Genomic DNA, 26,035 nt, shown 5'->3' on the forward strand with positions numbered 1-26,035 from the left:
CACGATTGGGCAACAAGGGCCGTGCAAAGAATCGGGAGTATCGAGATGAAACAACTTCTAGCAATCCTGGTGGATGGCTCGGTCTACGCGTCCTGGCTATTCATCATTTCCGCAGGCCTCACCTTGATTTATGGGGTCATGCGGATCCTTAACATGTCCCACGGCAGCTTCTACGCCCTGGGTGCCTATTCCGGCGCCGCCATGGTCGGCTGGTATTTCTCGACCGGCTCCGTGCCCTGGTTCAGCTTCGTCGCCTTGATCGGCGCGGCCCTCGTGGCCGGTATCACCGTGGGCCTATTGGTGGAGCGCGGCTTATTACGTTTCATGTACGGCCGGGACGAAGTGGTCATGATTCTGGTGACCTACGCCGTCCTGTTAATTATGGAAGACGCCATCAAACTGGCCTTTGGTGTTGAGCCCTATTTTGCGTACCAGCCCTACACCATGTTGGGAAGATCAAAGTTCATGGGGCTGTCATTCGCCAATTACGACTTCATGCTGATTGGTGTGAGCATCCTCATCGGGCTGGCGCTTTGGTACGGACTCAATCGCACCCAGAATGGAAAGCTGCTGAGGGTGGTTATCCATGATCGCGAAATTGCCGGTGCACTGGGGATCAACGTATCCAAGATCTTTACCATTACCTTCCTGATTGGTGCCGGCATTGGCGCGCTTGCCGGTGCTCTGACCGCACCGGGCCTGTCCGTCGTGCCAGGCATGGGAATTGAAGTAATCGTACTGGCTTTCGCCGTGGTGGTCATTGGTGGCCTGGGCAGTATTTCCGGAGCTCTGGTCGGTGCCCTGATCGTCGGAATGGCGCGTGCTACCGCCGTGCATCTTTACCCGGAAGTTGAACTGTTTGTTATCTACGCAGTGATGGGCCTGGTGCTGGCATTTCGCCCGCAGGGTCTGTTTGCCGTTGCCAACGCGAGGAAAATCTGATGAGCAAAAAATCCTTAGCGCTGCTATTTTTTCTCGGGCTTGCCATCCTCGCGGTTGGTTTGGTTTTACCAAATTGGATGTCCTACCTGCTTACCATTGCCATGGGTAAAGGGTTGGTGGTTCTGGGCCTGGTACTGCTGATGCGGGCAGGGTTGGTGTCCTTTGGTCAGGGCCTTTATTACTGTGTAGGCGCATACGTTGCCGGCATGCTGACCCAGTTCGCAGAAGTCACTGATGTGCTTCTGATACTCCTGGCCTCAATAGGCGTCAGCGTTGCCATAGCCGCCATCATTGGTTTGCTGCTATGCCGGTATCGGGAAATCTTCTTTGCCATGTTCTCGATGGCCTTTTCCATGATTCTCTATGGTCTGCTGGTGCGCAACCAGGTGTTGGGCTCAACCGATGGCTTCAACGTTGCCAACCCGAGCTTGCTGGGCTGGGCTCCGGGGCCCGAAGCTGCCTCGGACCTGGTGCTGGCTGTCGCCGTGTTCCTCGTCTTTAGCCTCGGCATTCTCGCCTGGCGCTATCTCAAATCGCTGTCCGGCTATGCTGGCGAAGCGGTTCGGGAAAACGAGATCCGCCTGGAGTATCTCGGTGGCTCGGTGTTCAAGATCGTCTACGTCAAATACATCATCGCCGCAGGGCTGGCCGCCATCGGTGGCACTGTCACCGCACTGGTCAGCGGTCACGTTGATCCGGAAATGGCGTACTGGACCACCTCCGGCGAGTTCGTCTTTATTGCCTTAATGGGTGGCACGGCACACGTCGCCGCACCAATCATTGCGGCGGTGTTGTTCGAAGCACTGCGCACCTATGCGTTCGCCGTTGCGCCTTACACCTGGCAAATGATCCTCGGTTTCGCACTGCTAGCCATCATCCTGTTCATGCCTTCCGGCCTCTGGTCGCTGGTTGAACGCTTCCAGACCAAGAAAGCGAGGAAAACCACATGAGCGCTTTACTGAAAACGGTCAACCTGGAAAGAACCTTCGGTGCTGTCACGGCCGCCACCGATATCAATGTCGAGCTCAGCAGTGGTGAAATCGTCGGGGTTATCGGCTCAAACGGCGCGGGCAAGACCACCTTTATCAATATGGTGACCGGCTACACTCAACCGTCAGGCGGCGACATCCTCTTTCGGGGAAAATCGATTATAGGTAAGTCGCCCAGGGAGGTGTCGCTGGCCGGCGTCGGCCGCTCCTTCCAGGTAGCACAGCTGTTCCAGGAACTGACTGTTCTGGATAACATGCTGATTGCCTTTGGCTTTTCTGTAGATCGGAAGCTGAGTTTCCTGAAGCCCCTGCGATCCACTGACAAGATAGATAAAGCCCATGCGGTGCTGCGCGAGTACGAGATCGAAGACTACGTGGATGAAATTGTGTCAACACTGCCACAGGGCGTCCGCAAGCTCCTTGATATCGCCATGGCCATGTTGTCGGACCCCGGCCTGATGCTGCTGGACGAGCCCACATCCGGTGTCGCCGTTGAGGATAAATTCATCCTGATGGACACCGTCATGGCCGCCGTGCGCAAGAGTGACGCCGCCACCCTGTTTGTGGAACATGATATGGAAGTGGTTCTGCGTTATGCCGACCGGGTATTGGCGTTCTACGATGGACGCGTTCTCGCTGATGGGCCAACCCAAAAGGTTCTGTCGGATCCCAAGGTGCAGGAACTGGTTGTAGGCCACCACCTGGATTTGAGTGACGAAAATTCCGTTACCAAGAAGGAGTCCGGCAATGCTTGAACTCAAGAACGTAACCACTGAAATAGCCGGCACCACCATCCTCCGCGATGTCAGCTTCTCGGTCACCAAAGGCTCCATGGTCGGGCTGATCGGTCGCAACGGTGCCGGCAAGACAACCTCATTGCGCTCGATTATGGGTTTGCTCAAACCAAAATCCGGGCAGGTCATTATTAATGGCACCGATATGACCAAACAGGGCTCATTCGAGCGCGCAGGCATGTCGATTGGCTACATGCCGGAAGATCGTCGCCTGGTACCCGATCTGACGGTAGAAGAAAACATCATGGCACCGGCGTGGGCCTGCAAGCTGAATAATGCTGAAGCCCGACTGGCCTGGATCTACGAAATGATGCCGGAAGTCGAAGCCTTTTCGGATCGCCGGGCGCTACAGTTGTCCGGCGGCCAGCAAAAACTGGTAGCGCTGGCCAGGGCCATGATGACGGGAACCCACCTGTTACTGCTGGATGAACCTTTTGAGGGGGTAGCTCCCGCCCTGTCGCGACGCCTCGTCAGTGTATTAAGTACACTCAAAGATGAAGGGCTGACCGTGTTACTGTCAGAGTCGGACCAGTCACACTCTGCGGATCTGGTCGACAAGGCGTTTCAGATCGAACGAGGCAGCGTTGAGCCTTTGGCATCCCTGACCTAGGAGAGAATCATGACAGCATTTACCTTTAACACGACCAAAAGTGTCATCTGCGAACCCGGATCGATCAAACGCCTGGGCACCATTGTAAGTGAGCAGATTGGCAAAAGCGTTCTGCTGGTGACTGATCCGGGGCTAATCAAGGCTGGCTTGCTGGGCGCCGCAACGGATTCCCTGGACCAGGCTGGCGTACACTATCGTATATTCGACGGCGTTGTTGCTGACCCGCCCGTTGCCGTCGTTGAAGCCGCGCTGGCAGAGGCACGGGCCGCAAACATCGACGGAGTCATCGGCTTTGGCGGGGGTTCCTCCATGGACGTCGCCAAACTGATTGCACTGTTGATCGGAGGTGGTGAGAAACTGGATGACGTGTATGGCGTTGGGCAGGCCAAGGGGCAGCGACTGCCGCTGATCCAGATTCCTACTACCGCAGGCACAGGCTCGGAAGTCACTCCAATTTCCATCATCACTGTTGGTGAAACTGAGAAAAAGGGTGTGGTGGCGCCACAGCTGCTTCCAGACATTGCCCTTCTTGACGCTGAGCTGACCCTTGGGCTGCCGGCCCCTGTCACCGCCGCGACAGGGATCGACGCCATGGTTCACGCCATCGAGAGCTACACCTCCGCATCCGTGAACAACAATCCCGTGTCGCGCTCACTGGCCCGTGAAGCGCTTCGACTGCTCGGTGCCAATATTGAAACCGCAGTAAAAGAGGGAAGCAACGTTCAGGCACGCTCTGACATGTTGCTGGGCGCCATGCTGGCCGGTCAGGCCTTTGCCAACTCGCCGGTGGCGGCAGTGCATGCACTGGCCTATCCCATCGGTGGCATTTTTCACGTCCCTCACGGTCTGTCCAATGCCCTGGTGCTACCCCATGTCATGCGCTTTAACGCCAGTTCCTGCAGCGAAGCCTACGCCACACTGGCGACGGATGCCTTTCCGGACCTGGCCTCGGTACCCGAGGAACAGCGAGTTGACGCATTCATCGACCGCATGGAAGCACTGAGTGCGGACCTGGGACTTGAGCAGACCTTGCGTGAGGTTGGCATTGGCGAATCCGATCTGTCAGTTATGGCATCCGACGCCATGAAACAGACCCGGCTGTTGGTGAACAACCCGAGGGAAGTCTCGGAAGCTGACGCATTGGCTATCTATAAAGCCGCTTTCTGAAACAGCCGCCCGCCACTCGGGCGTCTACCGATCCCCTTCAGGCGCAGTCGCCTAGCTGCGGCAGCGCCTTTTTTTATTGAGGTTAGTTATGTCTCTTGAGCTTAAGAATCCGGAACTCCTCCGCGATCGCGCCTATATCAACGGTCAGTGGACAACTGCAGGCTCCGGCAAGACCTTTGAGGTTACCAACCCAGCCAATGGCGAGCACCTGGTCAGTGTCCCGGATATGGATGATACAGATACCCGGATAGCCATTGAGGCTGCTGAGGCTGCATGGCCCGCCTGGCGTTCCACACCCGCCAAGGAGCGAGCCAACATTCTTAAGAAATGGTTCAACCTCCTGATGGAAAACCAGGAAGATCTGGCCCGCCTGATGACCGCAGAACAGGGCAAACCCCTGGCGGAATCCCGTGGTGAGGTTGGCTACGGCGCCAGCTTTATCGAATGGTTCGCGGAAGAGGCCAAACGTGCATACGGGGATGTCATTCCCGGCCATGGCAAGGACAAGCGTATTGTCGTAATCAAACAGCCGGTGGGGGTGGTAGCCGCGATTACACCGTGGAATTTCCCGATTGCCATGATCACCAGAAAGGTCGCGCCAGCGCTTGCGGCAGGTTGCCCGGTCGTGATCAAGCCGGCAGAGGATACGCCATTGTCTGCTCTGGCAATCACCGCACTTGCAGAACAGGCGGGGGTGCCGGCCGGACTGGTCAATGTTATTACCTGCTCAAAACCAAACGCCGTTGCTGTTGGCGGTGAACTCACCGGCAACCCCATTGTCCGCAAGGTCTCCTTCACCGGCTCCACGCCGGTCGGAAAGCTACTGATGCGCCAGGCCAGTGATACTGTCAAGAAAGTCAGCCTGGAACTGGGCGGCAACGCACCGTTCATTGTCTTTGACGACGCCGATCTTGATGCGGCTGTTGCCGGCCTGATGGCTTCCAAATACCGCAACACCGGCCAGACCTGTGTATGCGCAAACCGGGTGTATGTGCAGTCCGGTGTTTACGATGCCTTCGTCGAGAAACTGAAGGCAGCGGTCAGCAAGATGGTGGTGGGCGCCGGTCTCGAGGGCGAAACCCATCAGGGGCCGCTGATCAACCAGGCTGCACTGGATAAGGTGAAGCGGCACATCGCCGATGCCACCGCCAAAGGCGCCAAAGTGGCTCTGGGCGGCCAGGCTCACGCTCTGGGCGGTACCTTTTTTGAGCCTACGATCCTGACCGGTGCCACCCAGGACATGCTGATCGCCAGTGAGGAAACTTTTGGCCCGGTTGCCCCCTTGTTCCGGTTTGAAACCGAAGAGGACGCCATTGCCATGGCCAATGATTCCGAGTTTGGACTCTCTGCATACTTCTACAGCACCAATATTCACAGGGTCTGGCATGTCGCCGAAGCCCTTGAGTCCGGCATGATTGGGGTTAACGAGGGCATCATCTCTACCGAGGTCGCCCCGTTTGGCGGCGTAAAGGAAAGTGGCCTTGGCCGCGAGGGCTCCCATTACGGGCTGGATGAGTATATGGAGCTGAAATACCTTTGCCTGGGAGGGATGCGTTAACACTCTGACGACAACCTGAGACTCCCCGGCACAAAGCCGCCTGGGAGTCCCTTAACCTACCAGAGGAGAGCCTCCATGGAACGAAGCGACTTTCAGGTGTTCTATCCCATCAGTACCCGCTGGATGGACAACGATGTGTATGGCCATGTGAACAATGTCACCTACTACTCCTACTTCGATTCCGCCATCAACCGTTACCTCATCGAGGAAGGTGGTCTCGATATTCATTCAGCAACCGTAGTGGGGTATGTCGTCAGTTCAAACTGTCAGTTTCGCAAACCCCTTGCCTACCCCGACGCCATTGAAGCAGGCCTGAGAGTCGCAAAAACAGGCAACACTTCGGTAACCTATGAAGTCGGCATTTTTAAACAGAGCGAAGACGAGGCATCAGCATTCGGGCAAGTCGTGCATGTTTTTGTTGATCAGAAAACAAACAAACCCACTGCAATTCCTGACCGGATCCGGGCGGCTCTTGTTCAAATAAAAGGGGCTTGAAAGGGTCAGCAATGCGGGAAAATCCGGTGTATGGCTTTGCGCACTGTCTGCAAACACCCTATCCTCCATTTTTTAAAAACGTTCGTATGCTACCTGGAATTCACCGATTGCGAGGCCCCATGAACCCAACCATCGAACTCCTGAAATCCCACCGTTCCATCCGGAAGTTCTCCGATCGCAAAATACCCCGCGAGCTGCTGCTGGAACTCATTCAGGCGGGCCAGAGTGCCGCCACATCCAACCACGTTCAGGCCTACTCGGTCATTCACGTGGTTAACCCGGAAAACCGTCAGAAAATTGCAGAGCTCGCCGGTGGTCAGACCTACATTGCCGAATGCTCGGATTTTCTGGTGTTCTGTGCGGACATGAAACGGTCCACGGAAGCGGCAGAAAGAGCGGGGGCTGAGGTCGTTCGCGGCATGACAGAGCAACTCGTGGTCGCCAGTGTCGACGCTGCCCTGATGGCCCAGAACGTCGCCATTGCCGCCGAGTCAGAAGGCCTGGGGTTATGTTACATCGGCGGCATCCGGAACAACCCAGCCGAAGTGAGCGAGATTCTCCGCCTACCCGAGCATGTGTATCCGGTATTCGGAATGTGCATCGGCTACCCGGACCAGAACCCAGAGGTTAAGCCTCGCCTGCCGGTCGAGACCATCCTGAAGGAGGACTATTACCAGGATGAACAGGATATAGCACAGGTCGCGGAGTTCGACAAAATCATGAACAAGTACTATCTGGAGCGCACCGGCGGCAACAAGGATACAAACTGGTCAGAGCAACTCAAACCCCTGTTTACCAGCAAACTGCGCCCACACATGAAGGATTTCCTGCAGGGCAAGGGCTTCAAGATGCAGTGAACGGCTCAGAGTAGTCGCTCGATTTCACGCCACAAACGCCGGTAAGCATCCGCAGCCACCGAACCAGGCGCGATCAGTTCGACCGGCGTGCCTTCTTCACCCATTTTCTCGACCACACTGGCATTGGGAATAATGGTTTTCAGGCTCTTGGGTAAATACTCATCCTGGCCATCAATAAGGTCCCGATGGAGACTCTTCCGGCGGTCCGCCATGGAGTAAAAGGGGTGCAGCCGTGAAGGTTTCAGTTTTTTCTCCCTGGCAAACGCCTGCAACTGTCCCCAGCTATTGAGGGAAAGCCAGGTTGGTATAACCGGCACAAAAACGGCATCGGCGGCTTTCAGAACCTGTTCAGACAAACGAGACAGCGAGGGCGGGCAATCCAGCACGACAAGGCTGGTTTCTTCGGAAAGCGGCGCCAGCCACTGCTTAATCAGGTTCGTGCTCTCATCCTGATCAAGTTTCACATCGAGATTTCGGAAGCTGGTATGAGAAGGAATGAAATCCAGGTTGGGATAACCGCTCTCATGGACAAATTCGGCGATCGGGGTCTTTCCTTTCAGGAGCGCAGACAGTTTCTGGCCCTTGATCATTTCCGCCCCGGCAAGGTACCAGCTCGATGCCCCTTGTGGGTCCAGATCCCAAAGCAGTGTTGAGTAGCCCGCCTGACTGGCCAGGTACGCAATATTGACTGCAGCGGCGGTTTTGCCCACGCCTCCCTTAAGACTGTAAAACGCGATCGTCCTCACTTTCCCTCTCCTATCGTGCAGGCATAAAAAAACCGGGGATGTCCCCGGTTAAAGCATTCACACGATGCACAACACAATGCATGCTGTCCTGATGAGGGGTCATCCTAGTCCGATAACGGTGACAGTTTAATGACAAGCACCGGACCCGGCCATCAGACGTTCTGACCGGACATTCAAATAGTGACCTTCTGCCACACAGTCAGTTCCGAAAAACTGTGCTGAAACTTGTTGCGGGTCTCGCGGATCACAAACGGCAGACTGCGCGGTTGGCCCAACATGCGGAAATGAGGCGCAAGCATGTTTCTCAGGCCATCCAGCGTGGTGTAATCTTCCCCGTTTTTCTGAAACCCGCCAACCCAGTCCTCGATCGGAGTGTATTCCTCAAGCCAAGTATAAGGCGACGCAATGACCAGCAACCCGCCATCATTGATGCGCTCATGTATCGTTGTCAGGAAGGTCGATGGCTTGTACAGGCGATCAATCAGGTTAGCTGCGAGCACCAGATCGTAACCACTAAACTGCGGCTTCAGATCGCAGGCATCCCCTTGATGAAAAGCCACCTGATCCACGGTCTGCTCAAGCTCCAGTCCCGCCAATGTGCGTTCATGATAGCTCACCAGCCTGCCTTCCTCCGGGCGCGCATAACGGACCACTTTCTGATCCGCCATCTCCTTACATTTCTGGATAAAGCTGGCCGAAAAGTCTATCCCGTCCACGTGGTCAAAATCTTTCGCCAGTTCGAACGTGGACCGCCCACAGGCACAGCCAATATCCAGGGCCTTACCCATGGATCGACCGTTCATCGCATCAATACACGCCAGCGCCAGTTCTTTCGGAAAATTCGGCTCCCCATGCCACTGCTCTCCAAAATGGAACTCGCAGTACTGGGCAAGCGTCGTATCGTTTTCGTAATAACCGCTCGGTTGCATTTTTTCGGCCTCCAAAGACGTGTATCAATGCTTCATCATACTCGCCAGCACTTTGAAAAGCGTAGGCGTATAATAAGCAGTGCATGTTATTCTTGAGAGCATTCGATAGCTCACTACGAATACCATTTATCTGCATGGACAACGGCCCATGAGAATTGTCTGCATCTCCGACACCCACAACATGCACCGACAAATAGAGGTGCCCGAGGGGGATCTTCTGATTCACGCCGGGGACTCCCTGGGCGTGGGCACACTGGAGGAGCTGGAAGATCTGGACAACTGGTTTGCGGAACAGCCGCACAGGCACAAAATACTCATTGCCGGCAATCACGACTGGTGTTTCCAGGATGAGCCCGCCGAAGCCAGAGAACTGGTGCGCCATGCGCATTACCTGCAGGACAGTCCGCTCGAACTGGAAGGCCTCAAGTTCTGGGGCAGCCCCTGGACACCTGTCTTTTTTAACTGGGCCTTCAACCGCGAACGGGGGCAGGCGATTGCCGAACGCTGGGCACAGATTCCCGACGACACCGATGTTCTGATTACTCATGGGCCGCCCGCAGGCATTCTCGACAGAATTATTTCACCGACCGGCACTGTGCGGCCGGGCTGCGATGATCTCGCCCGAAAGGTTGAAACCCTCGCCCTCAGGCTCCATGTTTTTGGTCACATCCACGAAGACCATGGTCAGGAACAAATCGGCAACTGCCTGTATGTCAATGCCAGCACATGCACTGGCAGCTACAAACCCCTGAACCCGCCGATTGTTATCGACCTCTGAATTCACCCAAGTGCCCCGGAGCCCCATGTCCAGACGACCCGATTATTCCCTGCTTGAACTTGCCTCTGTACGTGAGGGGGACTCCGTAGGCGCCACACTCGCCAACAGTGTGGCCTATGCCCGACATGCGGAGGGTCTGGGCTTTAAACGCTTCTGGCTCGCCGAACACCACAACATGGAGGGCATCAGCAGCTCCGCCACATCTGTGCTGATCGGCCATATTGCTGGCCAGACCAATGTTATTCGGGTCGGCTCCGGAGGCGTCATGCTTCCCAACCACCCGCCACTGGTCATTGCGGAACAATTTGGCACCCTCGAAAGCCTCTACCCCGGACGCATTGACCTGGGCCTCGGCCGGGCGCCCGGGACAGATCCTGTCACGGCTCGCGCGCTCCGCCGGGACGGCCTCGGTGCGGAACAGTTCCCGGAGGACGTGGCAACACTCCAGGCGTTGCTGGGCCCTTTGCGGCCAGGCCAGCCGGTCAAGGCCATCCCCGGTGCCGGCACCAATGTCCCGATCTGGTTACTGGGTTCAAGTCTTTACAGTGCCCAACTGGCTGCCATGCGAGGTCTGCCTTACGCCTTCGCCGGCCACTTTGCGCCGAGACTATACCGGGAAGCCCTGCGTGTTTACCGGGACAATTTCCAGCCTTCAGATCAGCTGGATAAGCCCTACGCCATGCTCGCAGTTCCTGCTGTGCCCGCCGAGTCAATGGATCAGGCAAAATTCCTCGCCACCACAAGTTACCAGCGCATTCTTGCCTTGTTCAGAGGCCAGCCTCTTTGGATGCGGCCACCCGTGGAATCCATGAACGGCCTCTGGAATGCTGGCGAGAAGGCCAGCGTGCAGGACTTCCTGGCGCTTCAGCTACTGGGCGACGCGCATTCTCTGAAACGGCAAATAGACGACCTGCTCGCCACTGTCGATGTCGACGAGCTTATGTTCACGGTCGACATATACGATCCCGAGAAGCGCCGGCACGCCCTGGACATTCTCGCGGAAACCCGCAGCAACTAAAGCACGGACTCGACGGCTCTGATCAACTCAGGGTCGTTCGGTGTCACCCGGCTTGGAAAGGCCTGGACTACCTCGCCATTGCGGTCCAGCACGTACTTGGAAAAATTCCAGCGCGGCGACTGGCTCTGCTCATTGATGTGCCGGAAGACCGGGTTGGCCTGGTCGCCGGTTACCGGCCCTGGCGCAATCATGGTGAATGTGACTCCGAAATTCTTGAAACACACCGTCGCCGCTTCTTCTTCGGTTGCGGCCTCCTGACGAAAATCGTCACTGGCGAATCCAACAACCACAAGCCCTTTGTCCCGGTACTTCTCATGCAGTGCTTCCAAGCCTTCAAACTGACCGGTGTAACCACAATGGCTCGCAGTGTTCACAACCAGCATCGGCTTGCCGGCGGAAACCTCACACAGATTGATATTCTGGCTGGAATGAAGCTTCCTCATCTCATGATCAAGGAACGCCGGGCACGCTCCCTCTGCGGCAAAGACCGGAAAAGCCACCCAGGCAATCAGGCATCCAAAAAATAATCTGATCATGCTCCAACTCCTTTCGTTAAATGGGATTTACGCCTGTACCCCGGTATTGGTTTAAAATTTGGTGTTAACACACACCCGCAAAAGAGCACTCGTCATGACAACGCCCACCCTTCATGTTTTTCTCTCCCACGGCCTCGAGAGTGGGCCCGGAAGCACCAAAATCCAGGCCATGAAGCGCGCTGCGGAATCCTTTCCCGGAGTAACAGCCATTGCCATCGACCACAGGAGCACCAAAGACCCCGCCGCCCGACTGAAGCAAATGGACGCCGCCCTGAAAGGCTCGAACGCCGATCCGGAACGAACCGTGCTCGCGGGCTCCAGCATGGGCGGCTGGGTGTGCGCTCAAACCAGCGCAATGCTGCCGGTGCTGGGGTGCTTCCTGCTGGCGCCAGCCCTGGCCCTGGAGAAATACCCTCAGTCCAGCCCGCGCATCAGGGCCCAGCATTCCCAGATCATTCACGGCTGGGATGACGACGTAGTGCCCGTGATGCCGGTGCTTGAACTGGCAAGGCAGCAGGGGCTGCCGGCACTGGCATTACCCGACGGACACCGTCTCGAAAACAGTGTCGACCGGGTTGTCACCGAATTCCGCCTTTTCCTCGAAATATGTCGCTTCACTCTGAATAAGAAATGATTTCAGGAACTTGCAATAACGTAAGAACCCAACAACAGATTCTCCTGATTTTCGTCATTTTCTTGCGAAAACCGCTTTGTTTTGCCAGTCTTTAATACCGTAATAATAATTTTTAGTAAATAAACGAACGGAGAAAGCCCTGATGAGCAGCATGAGTAAGTTCAGAAAACTGGCCGGAATTTCAGCGTTCGCATTTGTGGCCATGACCGCCGCTAATTCCGCGAACGCCGACAACTGGCGTTACGCACATGAGGAGTATGAGGGCGACGTACAAGACGTATTCGCCTATAAGTTCAAAGAGTATATCGAGGAAAATTCTGACCACACCCTGCAGATCTACCGCTTCGGCGAGCTGGGTGAGTCTGACGACATCATGGAGCAGACCCAGGCCGGCATTCTGAACTTTGTTAACCAGTCTCCCGGTTTCACCGGGTCTCTGATTCCCGAAGCACAGATCTTTTTCATTCCGTATCTGATGCCGACTGACATGGACACGGTCATCAAGTTTTTCCGGGAAAGTGAAGCGATCAACAAAGATTTCCCTGAGCTCTATTCCGAGAAAGGCCTGGAGCTTCTGAAGATGTACCCGGAAGGGGAAATGGTTGTCACGGTAGACGAGCCGGTCACCAAGCCGGAAGACTTCAACAACAAGAAGATCCGGGTAATGACCAACCCGCTTCTGTCCGAGACCTACGCTGCTTTTGGCGCGACACCGACCCCGCTGCCATGGGGTGAGGTCTATGGCGCCCTGCAGACCAACATGATCCAGGGCCAGGAAAACCCGATCTTCTGGATCGAGTCTGGCGGACTTTACGAAGTATCGCCGAACCTGGTTTTCACCAGCCATGGCTGGTTCACCACTGCGATGATGGCCAATCAGGATTTCTACAGCGATCTGTCTGATGCAGACAAAAAGCTGGTTCAGGACGCATCGGATTATGCGTTTGAAGAAATCATCGATCACATCGACGGCCTCGCCGAAGAAGCCCTGGCGAAGATCCAGAAAGCCAGTGACGAAGTGACCGTTACCCGCTTGAACGATGAACAGATTGATGCTTTCAAGGCCCGTGCGCCTCAGGTGGAAGAGAAGTTCATCGAAATGACTGGTGAAAGCGGCAAGGAGCTGCTGAACCAGTTCAAAGAAGATCTGAAACAAGTTCAGAGCAACTGAACCTGAAGGAACAATTCCCGCCAGCGTATGCTGGCGGGAAGCTGTGCTAACCCCGCCCCGCCGGGGATTCCCACCGGCCGGGAGCGACATGCTCTGGAGCAGACCCCATGTCCGAGAATTCCCCGGATCTTGAAGATGATACCGGAACCTACGAGTCCGGCCTGCCCGGGTTCCTGGGGACCATTGATGAAGTCATAGCCAAGACAGAGGCCGTCATGCTGGCGGTTGGCGTCATCCTCATGGCTATCAATACATGCGTTAACGTTATTGCACGCTTTGTCTTCGGTGAAGGCCTGTTTTTCTCAGGTGAGATTAACCGGATTCTCATTATCCTGATTACCTTTGCAGGCATCGGCTACGCAGCCCGCCATGGTCGCCATATCCGTATGTCTGCAGTTTACGATGCGGTCCCGACCAAGGGGCGCAAAGCACTGATGATTTTCATCGCCCTGTTTACATCAGTGGTGATGTTCTTCCTCTGTTACCACTCCTATGGATACGTCGAAACCCTCTACAGCCGTGGGCGAATTCTCCCTGCGCTGGGTTTTGAAATCTGGTGGATTTACGTCTGGGCCCCGGTGGGCTTTGCGATCACTGGTATTCAGTATTTTCTCACGGCCATCAAAAACCTCACCAGCAAGGATGTTTACCTCTCCACCGGTGTGATTGACGGCTACGCGGATAGTGAATCGGAAGTCTGAAACCTGCAGCTGCTTTAACAAAGGATAGAAAATCATGGCAACTATAATGATGGTGATCATGATCGGGCTGCTACTCCTGGGCTTCCCGATGATGGTTCCGCTGATCACGGGTGCGGTGGTCGGTTTTGTAATGATGTTTGATGGCTTTGGCCAGATGGGTACTTTTATCCAGCAAATGATGGGAGGAATCCGGCCCGCCTCCCTCATTGCCGTACCCATGTTTATTCTTGCCGCTGACATCATGACCCGTGGACAGTCTGCGGACCGCCTGATCAATATGGTTATGGCGTTTATCGGGCATGTGAAGGGTGGCCTGGCCATCAGTACTGCAGCCTCCTGCACTCTGTTTGGTGCGGTTTCTGGCTCTACCCAGGCGACTGTCGTAGCCGTTGGCTCTCCGCTGCGGCCAAAACTGCTAAAAGCAGGTTATTCCGACTCGTTTTCACTGGCCCTGATTATCAACTCCAGTGATATCGCATTTTTGATCCCCCCCAGTATCGGCTTCATCATTTACGGGGTTATATCCGGGACATCCATTGCCGAGCTCTTCATTGCCGGTATAGGCCCCGGCATCATGATTCTGGCCATGTTTTCACTCTACTGCCTGATCTATGCTTACGTTAACAAGGTTCCTACCGAGGAAAGGGCCAACTGGAAAGAACGGGGGGTCGCTGTCCGTGACGCGCTATGGCCACTGTTCTTCCCGGTTATCATTGTGGGCGGTATCTATGGCGGCATCTTCAGTCCCACAGAGGCTGCGGCTGTCTGCGTGCTGTACGCGTTCCTCCTCGAATTCGCGGTCTTCCGCTCACTGAAGTTGCCGGACATCTATCGGATTGCCAAGTCCACCGGACTGATTACCGCCGTGGTTTTTATACTGGTAGCGGTTGGAAACGGCTTTTCGTGGATTATCTCCTTTGCACAGATTCCTCAAGCCATACTCGAATCTGTCGGTGTTAATGAAGCTGGTCCGGTCGGCGTGCTGATCGCAATCTGTGTCGCCTTCTTCATCGCCTGCATGTTTGTTGATCCGATCGTGGTGATCCTGGTGCTGACACCGATCTTTGCACCGGCGATTGAGGCGACCGGCCTGGACCCGGTACTTGTCGGGGTTTTGATTACACTTCAGGTTGCGATAGGCTCGGCTACGCCACCGTTTGGTTGCGACATATTTACCGCCATAGCCATATTCAAGCGGCCATACTGGGAAGTTATCCGCGGTACGCCACCGTTCGTCTTTATGCTCGTGGCTGCCGCAGGGTTGATCATCGCCTTCCCGCAGATTGCACTGTTCCTGCGTGACGTGGCGTTCCGCTGAAAGCTGTAGAGACCGATTTCAGGGAGAAGAATATGTTCAAAAAAATACTGGTGGCCGTTGACGGCTCAGAGTCTTCCTTTAAGGCCTTGGATAAGGCCATTGGACTTCAAAAGCTCATGGACGCCGAAATTTATCTGCTCTGTGTTTACAAACATCACAGCCTGTTTGAGGCGTCCCTATCGATCGGACGCCCTGAAGGAATGGACATTCCGGACAAGGTGCTGTCGGAGTACGCCAAAGACATCGTAGAGCATGCGAAGGTACAGGCTGCAGAACGTGGAGCCAAAGACGTCCGGGGTTTCGTAAAAGCGGGCAAACCCTCAAGAGTCATTGTTGAATTTGCCAAAGACAAAGGAGTAGATCTGATTGTGATCGGCACACAGGGCACACACAGCGGCAAGGATGGCATGTTTCTGGGGAGTGTTTCACACCGGGTAGCATCGAACGCAAAGTGCCCGGTCCTCGTGGTTTGAGATCACCAGATTGGTGAAACCGAAAACCTGAAAGAAAAAGGGGGGCTATGCCCCCCTCCTTTTTTTATGCCGCCCGGCTTCCGTATATTTCGACCCGGTTGCGCCCTTCTTCTTTGGCCAGATAGAGCGCCTTGTCTGCCAGCCCCAAGAGCTCTTCAGGCTCAGAGCCACTGTCGGGCCAGCACGCCACGCCAACAGACACCGTTAGCTGTCCAAGGTCTTCACCCTGAAAGATTACCGGCACATCACTGACGGCTTTGCAGAGGTGCTGTGCGCGGTCTTTCGCATCTGGCGTTATAGCTCCCGGCATAATGACAACGAATTCCTCTCCGCCATAACGGCACACAATATCGCTGTCCCGGAACTGCCGTTGCAGCACCATAGCCACTGATTGCAGCGCCCTGTCTCCGGCCTCGTGGCCATGGGTGTCGTTGAAGCTCTTGAAATGGTCTATGTCGATAACCAGCAGAGACAAAGGCAGTTCCCTGCGATGCGCCACCGCACATTCATGCTCGAACAGCTGATCAAAGTATCGACGGTTCTTGAGACCGGTAAGCGCATCTTCATAAGAAAACTTCTGGAGCTCTTCCCTGAGGACGATACTTGAAAGCGCAATACCAATGCGCTGGGCCGCCTGGTTCAGGGCGGCAAAAAGCCTTGCTGAACCATATTCATTTTCGACCGGAGCAAACACGCCATCGCCCTCAAGCAGAAGCACCCCTTCAGTCACGGTCCCGTCACTGGCGGACTCCAGGTTGATCCAGAAACACATGAGCCCGGCCAGTGCATCACTTGCGCCCTCCTTCGCGGGACCATGAGGGCCGGGAGGCGAAATCGTGGGTTTTGGCAGGTTTTTACCAGCTTCAAGTATGGACGGAAGCATACCGGGCTCCTTACCAAAGCCCCAGTCCGCAATACGCTCGTATACACCATCGCCTGACCGACCATAGAACACCCCGGGCAAGGGGCTGCAAAGATCCGGCATGGTTCTGCCCAGAAGGCCAAGGGCCTGTTTCAGACCCACACAGTCCTGAAGTTCGGTAATCATGTCGCCCAGAACCCGGCTTTTCTCATTTTCGAAGGTGAGCATGCGGGCCCTCGCCTGTTCCCGGCGGGCTAGTGACTCTGCGCTCGCCGTCCGCTCAGCCACCTGCTCCTCAAGAGACACATTGAGGTCGCGGAGAGCTCTCTGCGTGCTGACATAATGCCACAGGGAGATGATTACGATGGTCAGGGAAAAGATCAGTATGCCCCAGCTCACCGGCACCCGTCCCCAGGGCAAGATACCGTGAGCCACAGCCATATCGCCAATGAGAAGCGCGCAGAACACAGCATAGGCCAGAAGAAGGAATTGCTGCTCCTTCGACATGGACCAGAAACGCCGAATGACCACCGCACTGATCGTTAACAGAGAAATGAGAAACAGGCCATCAAAAGGCGGGAACGTGGACGAAAGATCCACTGCACCTACCAGAGACAGACCAATCGCAGCGACCAGATATACGGCATGCAGTTTCCAGATCAGATTAATAACCCAGGGACGATGGCTTGCCAACCATTGCGCCAGCAACAATGCCATTGCTACAGGCAACATATAGTAGGAACCGGCAGCAAGGTAATCCCATAAAAGTGGCTGGTAAGAAATCAGTAGACTGGCCTGAGTCTCAGATACCAGCATCACAGAGGAGGACAAGGTAAACAGGGCGATGCTGCCAAAGGTTTTTTTCTCTGTCTGCAGCAGGGCAAAAATCAGCGCGAGGATGGCTATGAGAGAGGAAAAGCCGGCAATAATGAGGGATTCCAGCGAGTTCTCCAAAACGTAAAGAACCAAATCCCGATGATCCATGATGGAGACTTCACCCCACAAACCGATATCGGTGTAATCCGAGAACACCCGAAAATAGACCGTCTTGTTCTCATACCCTTCGGGTAGACGAATTTCGTGCCAGGGCCAGCCCTCAAATCGCCCCCGGCCCTCCTCGTCAAACGTTCCATACTGATAGATCTTTTTGTTATCCAGGTACACCTGGACAATGATATCGACGCTGTAGATGTAAAGGACCGGATCCTGCCATTCACCCGGGGGTAGCGTAACCCGATACCAGACATGCTCATGACCATTGCGGTCGGGCGGATTGGACGGAAACCCGATATCGTGCCATTGCCCCGGCTCGTCCTTGTAGGCCCATTCAGGCACGCCGTCGGTATTAAACGGCGAATCCCCCCAACGGTACTCCCAGCCCTCGGTAACAGGCTGGGAAGCAGCATGGCCCAATTGGGGCACAATGAGAACCAGCATGAGCGCAATAATCAGGTGCCAGGGGCGAACCACATGCATGAAGATAACGAACCTGAAAGATGAGAATCGAAACCTATTATAGATGAAGGACGCGCTGCTGGTTTACCCAATCTGACCGGATAACAATATTTGATCTTTTATTTACACAAAGATCATCCTCTGACGGAGGAATGGCGGCCAAGGGCCACAAGCGCCAACAGCGCTGACCCGACCATCAACAGTAATGCCACCGCGTTCAGTACGGGCGTGGAACCTTCTCGCAAGCGGTTGAACAAGGCTACCGTCAGTGGCGTGTCACTTCCGGTCAGCATCACTGTGGTATTGAAGTTCTCAAAAGACATCAGAAACGCCATGGCAGCGGCTCCGAAAATGGATGGTAGCAACCATGGCAAGGTCACCGTGAACCAGGCAACGACAGGTGTGGCACCCAGATTCAGGGCTGCCTCTTCCAGTTGCGGGTCGAACTTGCGCAACCGGGCAGCAATAACCAGCGTGCTCAGGGTGGCGATGAACGTTACCTGCCCCATAACCACAAGGGTCATGCCGGGCCGGAACAAATCCAGCTCAATACCCCAGGCCTTCGAGATATCATTGGCCATGCCGCTGTAGAACACAAGAATGGAAACCCCCAGGATAACCCCCGGAATTACCAATGGCAGGAGCATCAGAACGTACAGGAACTCCTTGCCACGGAACTGCACCCGCTCAAACAGAACGGCATTCACGCACCCCAGCCCGACGCTCACCAGCGTCACCCACACGGCTATCTGGGCGCTGACCCAAAGTGCTGATAACAGACCATCATCATGAAAAAGGCCGGTCCGGCCAGCGGAGCCATCCGCGAAGTACCAGTCCAGAGTAAACCCCTTCCAGGGCAGGGAGGGGAACGGCGCATCGTTAAATGCAAATACCGCCGTTACAAGCAATGGCATCGCCAGATACACGAAAAAGCCCACCAGATAGGCCAGGTACAGTCCGTCAAACCAGCGGGAACGGTGCACCGAACGAATCATGGCTTCACCCCATCACCTTGCGCAGCGACTGGCCGGTGAGCTTCAGGCCCAGCCAGACAATCACCGACGACAACACCAGCAGTAACACGCCCAGGGCTGCTCCCTGCTCCCAGTTAAACCGGGTTATAAACTGGGTGAAAATCTGTTGAGTAAACCAGGCACTGTCCTTGCCTCCCATCAACACCGGTGTCAGATAGCTGCCAAGCGTGAGCATAAACACCACAATACAACCTGACACAATGCCCGGCATCGCCCAGGGCACAACCACTTCCCGGAGCACTGTGGCATGGTTGCCGCCAAGGTCATAGCCCGCTTCCACCAGGTTTTCATCCATGCCATCAAGGGTTGTGACCAAAGGCACCACCATGAACAGCAAACCGTTGTACACCAGGCCGATGATCACCGCGACATCGTTGTATAACATCTCCACCGGGCCATCCGCCCAGCCCAATGCCTGCAACCAGGAACTGAACAGGCCGCTTTCCCTCAACAGAATCATCCAGCCATAGGTGCGCACCAGCTCACTGGCCCAGAAAGGGATCAGACAAGCCAGAAACAAAAACCCCTTTGCCCGTCCACGAGCCAGTTTGGCGATGTACCAGGCAATCGGGAAAGCGATGACCAGAGTCAGGAAAGTAGTAAAAAGCGACATGACTCCCGTTCGCACGAACGTTCGCCAATAATAGGATTCAGTGAAGAAATTCCGATATTGCTCCAGCCCCCAGGCCAGTGTGTCCCAGCTTTCGCGAACCTGGAGCGACACCCTCAGCATTTGCAGGTGCGGGACCAGAACCAACAACACGATCCAGAGCAGAAACGGCGTGAGCAGCAGCCATAGCGATAATCGGCTGGCGGAAGACCTCATGGCAACTCTGCCTCAAAAACCCGTGCCAGCATCGGGTCCCAGGCCAGTCGCAGCGACGCACTTTCATTGAGATTCGGCGCCGAACCGTCCTGCGGCAGGCGTGCGTATACCGCCTGCCCGCCGGCTTCGGCTTCCACGCGGCTGTTGGCGCCATCAAACAGGGTTGTTTTCACCGTTGCCTGGATAGCGGAAAAACCATCCTCAAGCGCCCCTCCGGTCAGCAACAGCGATTCCGGGCGAATGAAAAGCTCGGCACGACCACCCGGCGCAAGCCCATCGGAGCCCACTCGGCCGTTGACTATCGTACCGTCATCAAGGCGCAGCCGGGCGAGGTTGTCACGCACCGCTACCAGCTCGCCACCCAGGAGATTATTGTCACCCACAAAGCCGGCAACAAAGGGTGTGGCCGGTTCCCGGTACAATTCTTCCGGCGGCGCGACCTGGTCAAACCGGCCGTCACGCATGACGGCTACCTGATCTGACATGACCATCGCCTCGGACTGATCGTGGGTGATGTAAACAAAAGTGGTGCCAAACGATTTCTGCAGGTGTTTGAGCTCCACTTTCATCTGTTCACGCAGCTTCAGATCCAGCGCGCCGAGCGGTTCATCCAGTAGCAACAGAGTGGGTTCCAGTACCAGGCAGCGGGCCAGGGCCACACGCTGGCGCTGACCACCCGACAACTGCTGGGGGTTGCGGTCTTCCAGACCCGGAAGCCCTACCTGCTCAAGCACACCGGCAATGCGCTTGCGGCGTTCCGCCGCCGACACCCCCTGCCGTTTCAGGCCATAGCCGATATTCTCGCCTACCGACATGGTCGGAAACAGCGCCAGATGCTGGAACACCATATTGACGGGGCGGCGATTGGGCGGAACGTCGTTCATTCGCTGGCCACGGATGTGAATCTCGCCCTCATCCGGCTTATCGAAGCCCGCCAACAAACGTAACAGGGTGGTCTTGCCACAGCCCGACGGCCCCAGAATGGAGAAAAACGTGCCTGCAGGCACGTCAAGGGAGATATGGTCCACCGCGGCATTCGAACCGAAGCGGCGGACCAGATCTGAACAGAAAAGGTCTGAGTCCATTCCCATACGGATCAGTTCGCTGCCTGGACTCGATCCAGTACCTGCCCCTCCATAGTTTCCAGCCCCGGCGGTACCGGCGGATACCACTTGATGTTATTGATGGCCTGATCGTTGAAGCTGGCACGATACGCATCCCGCAGCTCTGCTTTGACAAACTCGTCCGCACCCCTGGATGCGGTGAAGTTACCGGAGGCATTGGTGATCTTTGCGGCGATTTCCGGTTGCATCACAAAGTTGATCCACTTGTACGCAGCTTCCTCATTGTCACTGCGACGGGGAATCGCAAAGGTGTCAATCCAGCCCAGAGCTCCCGACTCGGGCGCGACGAAACGAATCTCCGGGTTTTCGGCATTGAGCTTCCAGCCACCGGCATCCCAGGCCATGGCGGCCTTCACTTCCCCGGTACGCAGAAGAGCCAGCAACTGGTCGCCACCGGTCCAGTAGGTCTTTACGTTGCTCTTGCAGTCAATCAGCTTGTCTTCCACTTTCGCCATGATGGACTGGTACTGATCCCGGTCGTTGTATGCTTCGAACGGGTCCATGCCCAGTGCAAAAGCAAAACCAATCAGAGTCGGCCGCTTGAGCCGGTAGCTCACCTCATTCGCCACTGCCGGATCACAGAGATCGGTATAATCTTCTACTGTGTCGGAGACAGAACTGTGCACTATAAGGCCACTGGTTCCCCATACCGACGGCACACCGTAGTATTTGCCATCCAGCTCGGTGGAATTCTGGGTTGCCTTGACCATGGAAGACTGAAGGTTATCGGTGTTGATGCGGCTGAAATCTACCGGCTTGTATATATTGAACTGGCGCTGGACTCCGACAATCCGGTCCTGGCTTGGTTGAGCCAGGTCAAAGCCGGCACCGCCAGTGGCACGGAGCTTGGAAATCATATCCTCATTGTTGGACAGGGTAACCTTCACATCTATTCCGGTTTCCTTCTCAAACTGCGCCACCACATCATCCGGCGCATAACCACCCCAGGTGATCAGACGTAACTCTTCCGCCAGCGCCGCGCCCGAGAAGCTCCCAGCGGCCAGCGTGGCAGACAACAGCAATGCGTGTTTCCGTGTCGAACGATAGGACCTGGTCATAACGTTTCCTTGATAACCGTTTTGGGGGAGTTTGCTAACGAATTGTTATCACGAATGTATAGACCATCTGTTGCAGTTTTGTGAAACCCCGGAGACAAAAAACGGAGGCCAGGGGGCCTCCGTTTTTATCGGGAAAGGTGCCGCTCTCCGTTACTGGCCAGACTTCAGCATTTCCCAGTATTTGGCGTAAACCTGCAAGGCTTCGTCACCAATGTCGGTCTGAAACTCCGCGTTCACCATATCTTCCGGTGTGGGGTAGCTGGCGCGATCCCCGGCAACCGACTCATCCAGCATGTCCCGGGCCGCCAGGTTCGGGGTAGCGTAACCGATCTCCTCGCTGATCATGGCGGATATTTCCGGTTGCAGAACAAAGCTGATGAACTTGTGGGCCGCCTCCGGATTTTTGGCGTTTTTGGGAATCACGAAGCTGTCGAGCCAGGCTATGATGCCCTCCTTCGGGTACACATACTCCAGTGACGGCATCGTGTCCTTGCCCATTACCGCTTCGCCGTTCCAGATCATGCCCACGTCCGTTTCGCCTTCCAGGTAGGGCATCCGCGGCGCGTCCGAGTTAAATGTTCGCACCGAGGGCATCAGCTCGGACAGTTTTTCGTAGGCCGCCTCAATCTCGTCCGGATCGGTACTGTTGCCTGAGTAACCCAGCACCCGCAAACCGACATGAAAGACCTCACGCATATCGTTAGTCAGCATGACGCGGCCCTTGAAACGCTCATCCCACAAATCTTCCCAGGCAGTCACAGGGTCACCGTCCACATCCGCGGCATCCACCGCCAGGCCGGTGGTGCCCCAGAGGTACGGAATGCTGTACTGGTTATCCGGATCAATATCCAGGTTGGTCAAATCGGGATCCAGCTGGTCAAAGCCTTCAATCTTGCTGCGATCGACAGGCATCAGCAGCCCTTCCTGTCGCATCTTGCTCACGTAGTACGTTGAGGGCACCGCCAGATCATAAGCCGCGCTGTCATCCAGCAGCTTGAGACGGGCATACATGGCCTCGTTGCTGTCGTAGGTGGTGTAAACCACCTGAATACCGGTTTCTTCCTGGAAGCGGTCAAGCACCTCCTGGGGCATGTACTCGGACCAGTTATACAAGTTAAGAACCTGCGGTTCCTCGGAACTGCAGCCTGTCAGGCCCAGTACAAGCATGCCGGCCAGCGCTAGTTTCTTCATCGTTTACTCCTTATCAGTATCCATTGAGACAACATCAGCATAACCAGCGAAAACACCAACAACAGGGAGCCCAGGGCATTCACCTCCGGCTTCAGGCCTACACGGACCATGGAGTAAATGCGCAATGGCAGAATTTCATAACTGGGACCGCTGACGAAGGTGCTCACGACCACGTCGTCAAGAGACAGTGTAAAACCCAACAGCCAACCCGCCAGCAGAGCCGGTATAATGACCGGAATCAGCACGGTGCGAGTCATGGTAAAATCGCTGGCACCGAGATCCCGGGCGGCTTCTGGCAGACTCTCGTCAAACCCGCTCAAGCGGGCCATGACAGTAATTACAACAAACGGAAGACAAAAGGTCACGTGGGCAAGTAACAGAGAAACATACCCCAGCTGCAAACCCACAAGCAGAAACAGCGCCAGCAATGAAATCGCCAGCACAATCTCTGGCGACATCATGACTACAAACAGCATACCGTTCAGGATCCGCTTTCCCCGAAACCGGTAGCGATGCAGGGCCAGTGCCGTCAGCGCGCCGATCATGGTAGACACAGTTGCGGCGGAAAGTGCCAGCCAGAGCGAATTCCACATGGCCCTGACCATCGCAGTGTTGTTAAACAGAGCTTCGTACCATCGCAGACTCAACCCGCCCCATGCGTAGCCGGTTCGGGACTCATTGAATGAGAACACCACCAGCACCACGATAGGTACGTAAAGAAGAACATACACCAGCGCCAGATACGTCCGCGGAAGCCATCGGGTCATGGACCATCCTCGTCGCCCAAACGGCGCTTACTCAGCCTGTGGGCGAACATCAGCAGCGCCATGGTCAGTGTCAGTATAATGCTGGCCGCCGCACCGAAGGGCCAGTTCCGGGCATCCAGAAACTGGTTTTTGATCACATTGCCCACCAGAAGGTTGCGGGAGCCACCAAGAATATCAGGCACAAAGAACAACCCCATGGCAGGTAACAACACCAGCATCACGCCGGCCAGAATACCCGGGAGTGTCAGCGGCACAATCACGTGAATAAAGGTGGCAAATCGGCCAGCCCCCAGATCATGGGAAGCCAGCAACAGCTCCTGTCGCAGATCATCAAACACGGAATACAGAGGCAAAATCATGAACGGCAGCAACAGATAGACCAGACCGATGATCACGGCACCTTCGGTATACAGCAGTCGCAACGGCTCATCGGTGACACCCAGAGACATCAGTGCGCTGTTCAGTAAGCCATTGGTCGCCAGAATCAGTTTCAGTGCATAAGTGCGAACCAGAGAATTGGTCCAGAACGGCACAATCAGCAGAAAGACCAGCAGAACCTGGCGCTGCTTGCCAACCTTTGACAGCGCCCACGCAAAGGGGTAGCCGATAAGCAGGCACACCAACGTGGTCATTGCGGCCATATAAAGGGAATGGAGAAACACCTCCAGATACAGCGGATCAAACAGCTGCCGATAGGCATCCAGATTGAGCGGCAGTGAAATGAACGTTGACGGATTGCGGGTCAGCACACTGGCGCCCACCACCAGCAGGTTCGGGGCCAGTACCAGAAAAAGCAGCCAGCCCCACACCAGAACCAGAACAGCGGTTTTGAACGGCTGCTGCCTGATACTATGCATCAATCAGGGGTTCCTGGTCGGCCGTCTCGCCTTCTTCCGGGAGCAGCCACTCCCAACCGTCCACCCAGCTCACGCGCACCGGTTCACCGAGGCGATAGTCGAACATCGGATCATCCTCATCGAAGAATTCGCTGGCGAGTATTTCGGTACCATCGTCCAGGTGGATCACTGAATCCAAAGTGCTGCCCTTGTAGTTGCGCTCGACAATCTTGCCTGCCACACCCTGCTCGCTGTTCGGGTCCAGTACGCGGATATCCTCCGGTCGCAGAAGAACGTGCAGTCGCTGCGCCTCTCGCACGGCAAACTCCGGTCGGCGCAATGTTCGCTTGAGCCCCAGGACATCCACGGTGATCAATCCGTCGTCAATCGCCTCAACCGTGCCGGGCAGAAAATTGGTCTCACCAACGAACCGGGCGGTGAAAAGGTTCGCCGGCCGTTCGTAGACTTCCCGCGGTGTTCCCAACTGCTGAATGGCACCGTCCTTGAGGACCACCACACGGTCCGACATGGAAAGCGCTTCTTCCTGATCGTGGGTCACGAAAACGAAGGTAATGCCCAGCTCCCGCTGCAACCGTTTCAGTTCAACCTGCATGGTACGACGAAGCTTGAAATCGAGCGCAGACAATGGCTCATCAAGCAGCAACAGACGCGGGCGTTTTACCACAGCCCGGGCAATAGCCACACGCTGTTGCTGGCCACCAGACAACTGGTGGGGTTTTCGGCGGGAAAAATCCTGCAGCTGCACCATCGCCAGGGCATTGTCCACACGATCGCGGATCTCCTCTTTAGGCCGCTTCTCCATCTTGAGGCCGTAAGCCACGTTGTCGAACACCGACATGTGGGGAAACAACGCATAGTGCTGGAAAACCGTGTTCAACGGGCGATGCTCGGGCGCTGTCCGGGTCAAGTCCTCGCCCGCAAGCGTAATGACACCACCATCCGGGTGCTCGAAGCCCGCCATCAGACGCAGTAATGTAGTCTTGCCACAACCGGAAGGGCCAAGGAGGGTAATGAATTCACCATCAAGGATATCAAGGTCCAGCGAATCCAGGACGCTTTTGCCGTCAAATTGCTTGGAAACGTCGTTCAGAGAAAGCAGTGTCTTTTTCATCAGCCGTGCCCAAAGAATGAGCGGCCTATTTTTC

27 protein-coding genes are annotated in these 26,035 nt (G+C 55.6%); 15 read left to right on the forward strand and 12 right to left on the reverse strand.

What is annotated here, in order from left to right:
- Positions 1-45 precede the first annotated feature (45 nt).
- From BKP64_RS13590 to nfsA, 8 genes are all read left to right on the forward strand, one after another.
- A complete protein-coding gene (locus BKP64_RS13590; RefSeq protein WP_070971097.1) occupies positions 46-942 on the forward strand; it encodes a branched-chain amino acid ABC transporter permease in 897 nt (298 codons plus the stop codon).
- A complete protein-coding gene (locus tag BKP64_RS13595) occupies positions 942-1,892 on the forward strand; it encodes a branched-chain amino acid ABC transporter permease (protein ID WP_070971100.1) in 951 nt (316 codons plus the stop codon). Before BKP64_RS13590 ends, BKP64_RS13595 begins: the two co-directional genes overlap by 1 nt.
- Complete coding sequence (locus BKP64_RS13600; protein WP_070971103.1) at positions 1,889-2,686, forward strand: ABC transporter ATP-binding protein; 798 nt, start codon at positions 1,889-1,891, stop codon at positions 2,684-2,686. Before BKP64_RS13595 ends, BKP64_RS13600 begins: the two co-directional genes overlap by 4 nt.
- Positions 2,679-3,335, forward strand: coding sequence for an ATP-binding cassette domain-containing protein (locus tag BKP64_RS13605; protein WP_070971106.1), 657 nt, complete (start codon positions 2,679-2,681; stop codon positions 3,333-3,335). The genes BKP64_RS13600 and BKP64_RS13605 overlap by 8 nt, the downstream gene beginning before the upstream one ends.
- Positions 3,336-3,344: 9 nt before the next feature.
- Positions 3,345-4,502 (forward strand): iron-containing alcohol dehydrogenase, encoded by a 1,158-nt coding sequence (locus BKP64_RS13610; RefSeq protein ID WP_070971109.1) that lies wholly within the window; start codon positions 3,345-3,347, stop codon positions 4,500-4,502.
- A gap of 88 nt (positions 4,503-4,590) precedes the next feature.
- The gene (locus BKP64_RS13615) at positions 4,591-6,060 is read left to right on the forward strand and encodes an NAD-dependent succinate-semialdehyde dehydrogenase (RefSeq protein WP_070971113.1); all 1,470 of its coding nucleotides are present in this window, start codon (positions 4,591-4,593) and stop codon (positions 6,058-6,060) included.
- Positions 6,061-6,135: 75 nt separating this feature from the next.
- Positions 6,136-6,555 (forward strand): acyl-CoA thioesterase, encoded by a 420-nt coding sequence (locus BKP64_RS13620; protein ID WP_070971116.1) that lies wholly within the window; start codon positions 6,136-6,138, stop codon positions 6,553-6,555.
- Between the two features lie 119 nt (positions 6,556-6,674).
- Positions 6,675-7,412 carry an oxygen-insensitive NADPH nitroreductase gene (gene nfsA / locus BKP64_RS13625; protein ID WP_070971119.1) on the forward strand — a complete coding sequence of 246 codons (738 nt, stop codon included), beginning with the start codon at positions 6,675-6,677 and terminating at the stop codon, positions 7,410-7,412.
- A gap of 5 nt (positions 7,413-7,417) precedes the next feature.
- On the opposite strand, the gene BKP64_RS13630 is transcribed toward nfsA, so the two are convergent.
- Positions 7,418-8,158 carry a ParA family protein gene (locus BKP64_RS13630; protein ID WP_070971122.1) on the reverse strand — a complete coding sequence of 247 codons (741 nt, stop codon included), beginning with the start codon at positions 8,156-8,158 and terminating at the stop codon, positions 7,418-7,420.
- 173 nt (positions 8,159-8,331) lie between these two features.
- A complete protein-coding gene (locus BKP64_RS13635; protein WP_070971125.1) occupies positions 8,332-9,087 on the reverse strand; it encodes a putative 4-mercaptohistidine N1-methyltransferase in 756 nt (251 codons plus the stop codon).
- Positions 9,088-9,235: 148 nt separating this feature from the next.
- Here BKP64_RS13635 and BKP64_RS13640 point away from each other — a divergent pair, with 148 nt between their 5' ends.
- Entirely contained in the window at positions 9,236-9,865 is a 630-nt protein-coding gene (locus BKP64_RS13640) for a metallophosphatase domain-containing protein (RefSeq protein ID WP_070971128.1), read from the forward strand.
- Positions 9,866-9,890: 25 nt separating this feature from the next.
- Positions 9,891-10,883 (forward strand): LLM class flavin-dependent oxidoreductase, encoded by a 993-nt coding sequence (locus BKP64_RS13645; RefSeq protein WP_070971131.1) that lies wholly within the window; start codon positions 9,891-9,893, stop codon positions 10,881-10,883.
- On the opposite strand, the gene BKP64_RS13650 is transcribed toward BKP64_RS13645, so the two are convergent.
- Positions 10,880-11,419: a glutathione peroxidase gene (locus tag BKP64_RS13650; RefSeq protein WP_070971134.1), complete on the reverse strand. Its 540-nt coding sequence runs from the start codon at positions 11,417-11,419 to the stop codon at positions 10,880-10,882. The genes BKP64_RS13645 and BKP64_RS13650 overlap by 4 nt on opposite strands.
- Before the next feature lie 94 nt (positions 11,420-11,513).
- Between BKP64_RS13650 and BKP64_RS13655 the strand changes: the two genes are divergently transcribed.
- The 5 genes from BKP64_RS13655 to BKP64_RS13675 all read left to right on the forward strand — a co-directional run bounded on the left by BKP64_RS13655 (position 11,514) and on the right by BKP64_RS13675 (position 15,716).
- Positions 11,514-12,053: a YqiA/YcfP family alpha/beta fold hydrolase gene (locus BKP64_RS13655; protein WP_070971137.1), complete on the forward strand. Its 540-nt coding sequence runs from the start codon at positions 11,514-11,516 to the stop codon at positions 12,051-12,053.
- Positions 12,054-12,195: 142 nt separating this feature from the next.
- Positions 12,196-13,224 (forward strand): TRAP transporter substrate-binding protein, encoded by a 1,029-nt coding sequence (locus BKP64_RS13660; protein ID WP_070971140.1) that lies wholly within the window; start codon positions 12,196-12,198, stop codon positions 13,222-13,224.
- Between the two features lie 107 nt (positions 13,225-13,331).
- Positions 13,332-13,925: a TRAP transporter small permease gene (locus BKP64_RS13665; RefSeq protein WP_070971143.1), complete on the forward strand. Its 594-nt coding sequence runs from the start codon at positions 13,332-13,334 to the stop codon at positions 13,923-13,925.
- 34 nt (positions 13,926-13,959) lie between these two features.
- Positions 13,960-15,243, forward strand: coding sequence for a TRAP transporter large permease (locus BKP64_RS13670; RefSeq protein ID WP_070971146.1), 1,284 nt, complete (start codon positions 13,960-13,962; stop codon positions 15,241-15,243).
- 32 nt (positions 15,244-15,275) lie between these two features.
- The gene (locus BKP64_RS13675) at positions 15,276-15,716 is read left to right on the forward strand and encodes a universal stress protein (protein ID WP_070971148.1); all 441 of its coding nucleotides are present in this window, start codon (positions 15,276-15,278) and stop codon (positions 15,714-15,716) included.
- 64 nt (positions 15,717-15,780) lie between these two features.
- Here BKP64_RS13675 and BKP64_RS13680 read toward each other — a convergent pair whose 3' ends face one another.
- The 9 genes from BKP64_RS13680 to potA all read right to left on the reverse strand — a co-directional run bounded on the left by BKP64_RS13680 (position 15,781) and on the right by potA (position 26,001).
- Positions 15,781-18,054, reverse strand: coding sequence for a sensor domain-containing diguanylate cyclase (locus BKP64_RS13680; protein WP_070971151.1), 2,274 nt, complete (start codon positions 18,052-18,054; stop codon positions 15,781-15,783).
- A gap of 113 nt (positions 18,055-18,167) precedes the next feature.
- The gene (locus BKP64_RS13685; protein ID WP_070971153.1) at positions 18,168-19,028 is read right to left on the reverse strand and encodes an ABC transporter permease; all 861 of its coding nucleotides are present in this window, start codon (positions 19,026-19,028) and stop codon (positions 18,168-18,170) included.
- A gap of 4 nt (positions 19,029-19,032) precedes the next feature.
- Positions 19,033-19,893, reverse strand: a complete 861-nt coding sequence (locus BKP64_RS13690; RefSeq protein WP_070971157.1) for an ABC transporter permease — start codon at positions 19,891-19,893, stop codon at positions 19,033-19,035.
- Positions 19,890-20,984: an ABC transporter ATP-binding protein gene (locus BKP64_RS13695; RefSeq protein WP_070971160.1), complete on the reverse strand. Its 1,095-nt coding sequence runs from the start codon at positions 20,982-20,984 to the stop codon at positions 19,890-19,892. The genes BKP64_RS13690 and BKP64_RS13695 overlap by 4 nt, the downstream gene beginning before the upstream one ends.
- 5 nt (positions 20,985-20,989) lie before the next feature.
- Positions 20,990-22,075, reverse strand: a complete 1,086-nt coding sequence (locus BKP64_RS13700; protein ID WP_227515399.1) for an extracellular solute-binding protein — start codon at positions 22,073-22,075, stop codon at positions 20,990-20,992.
- Positions 22,076-22,225: 150 nt separating this feature from the next.
- Positions 22,226-23,266 carry an extracellular solute-binding protein gene (locus tag BKP64_RS13705; RefSeq protein WP_070971161.1) on the reverse strand — a complete coding sequence of 347 codons (1,041 nt, stop codon included), beginning with the start codon at positions 23,264-23,266 and terminating at the stop codon, positions 22,226-22,228.
- Complete coding sequence (potC, locus tag BKP64_RS13710) at positions 23,263-24,033, reverse strand: spermidine/putrescine ABC transporter permease PotC (protein WP_070971164.1); 771 nt, start codon at positions 24,031-24,033, stop codon at positions 23,263-23,265. Before potC ends, BKP64_RS13705 begins: the two co-directional genes overlap by 4 nt.
- Positions 24,030-24,890, reverse strand: a complete 861-nt coding sequence (gene potB / locus BKP64_RS13715) for a spermidine/putrescine ABC transporter permease PotB (RefSeq protein ID WP_198402620.1) — start codon at positions 24,888-24,890, stop codon at positions 24,030-24,032. Before potB ends, potC begins: the two co-directional genes overlap by 4 nt.
- Positions 24,883-26,001 (reverse strand): spermidine/putrescine ABC transporter ATP-binding protein PotA, encoded by a 1,119-nt coding sequence (gene potA / locus BKP64_RS13720; RefSeq protein ID WP_070971170.1) that lies wholly within the window; start codon positions 25,999-26,001, stop codon positions 24,883-24,885. Before potA ends, potB begins: the two co-directional genes overlap by 8 nt.
- Positions 26,002-26,035: the final 34 nt, after the last annotated feature.

This window comes from Marinobacter salinus (assembly GCF_001854125.1).
GTDB classification, from domain to species: Bacteria; Pseudomonadota; Gammaproteobacteria; order Pseudomonadales; family Oleiphilaceae; genus Marinobacter; species Marinobacter salinus.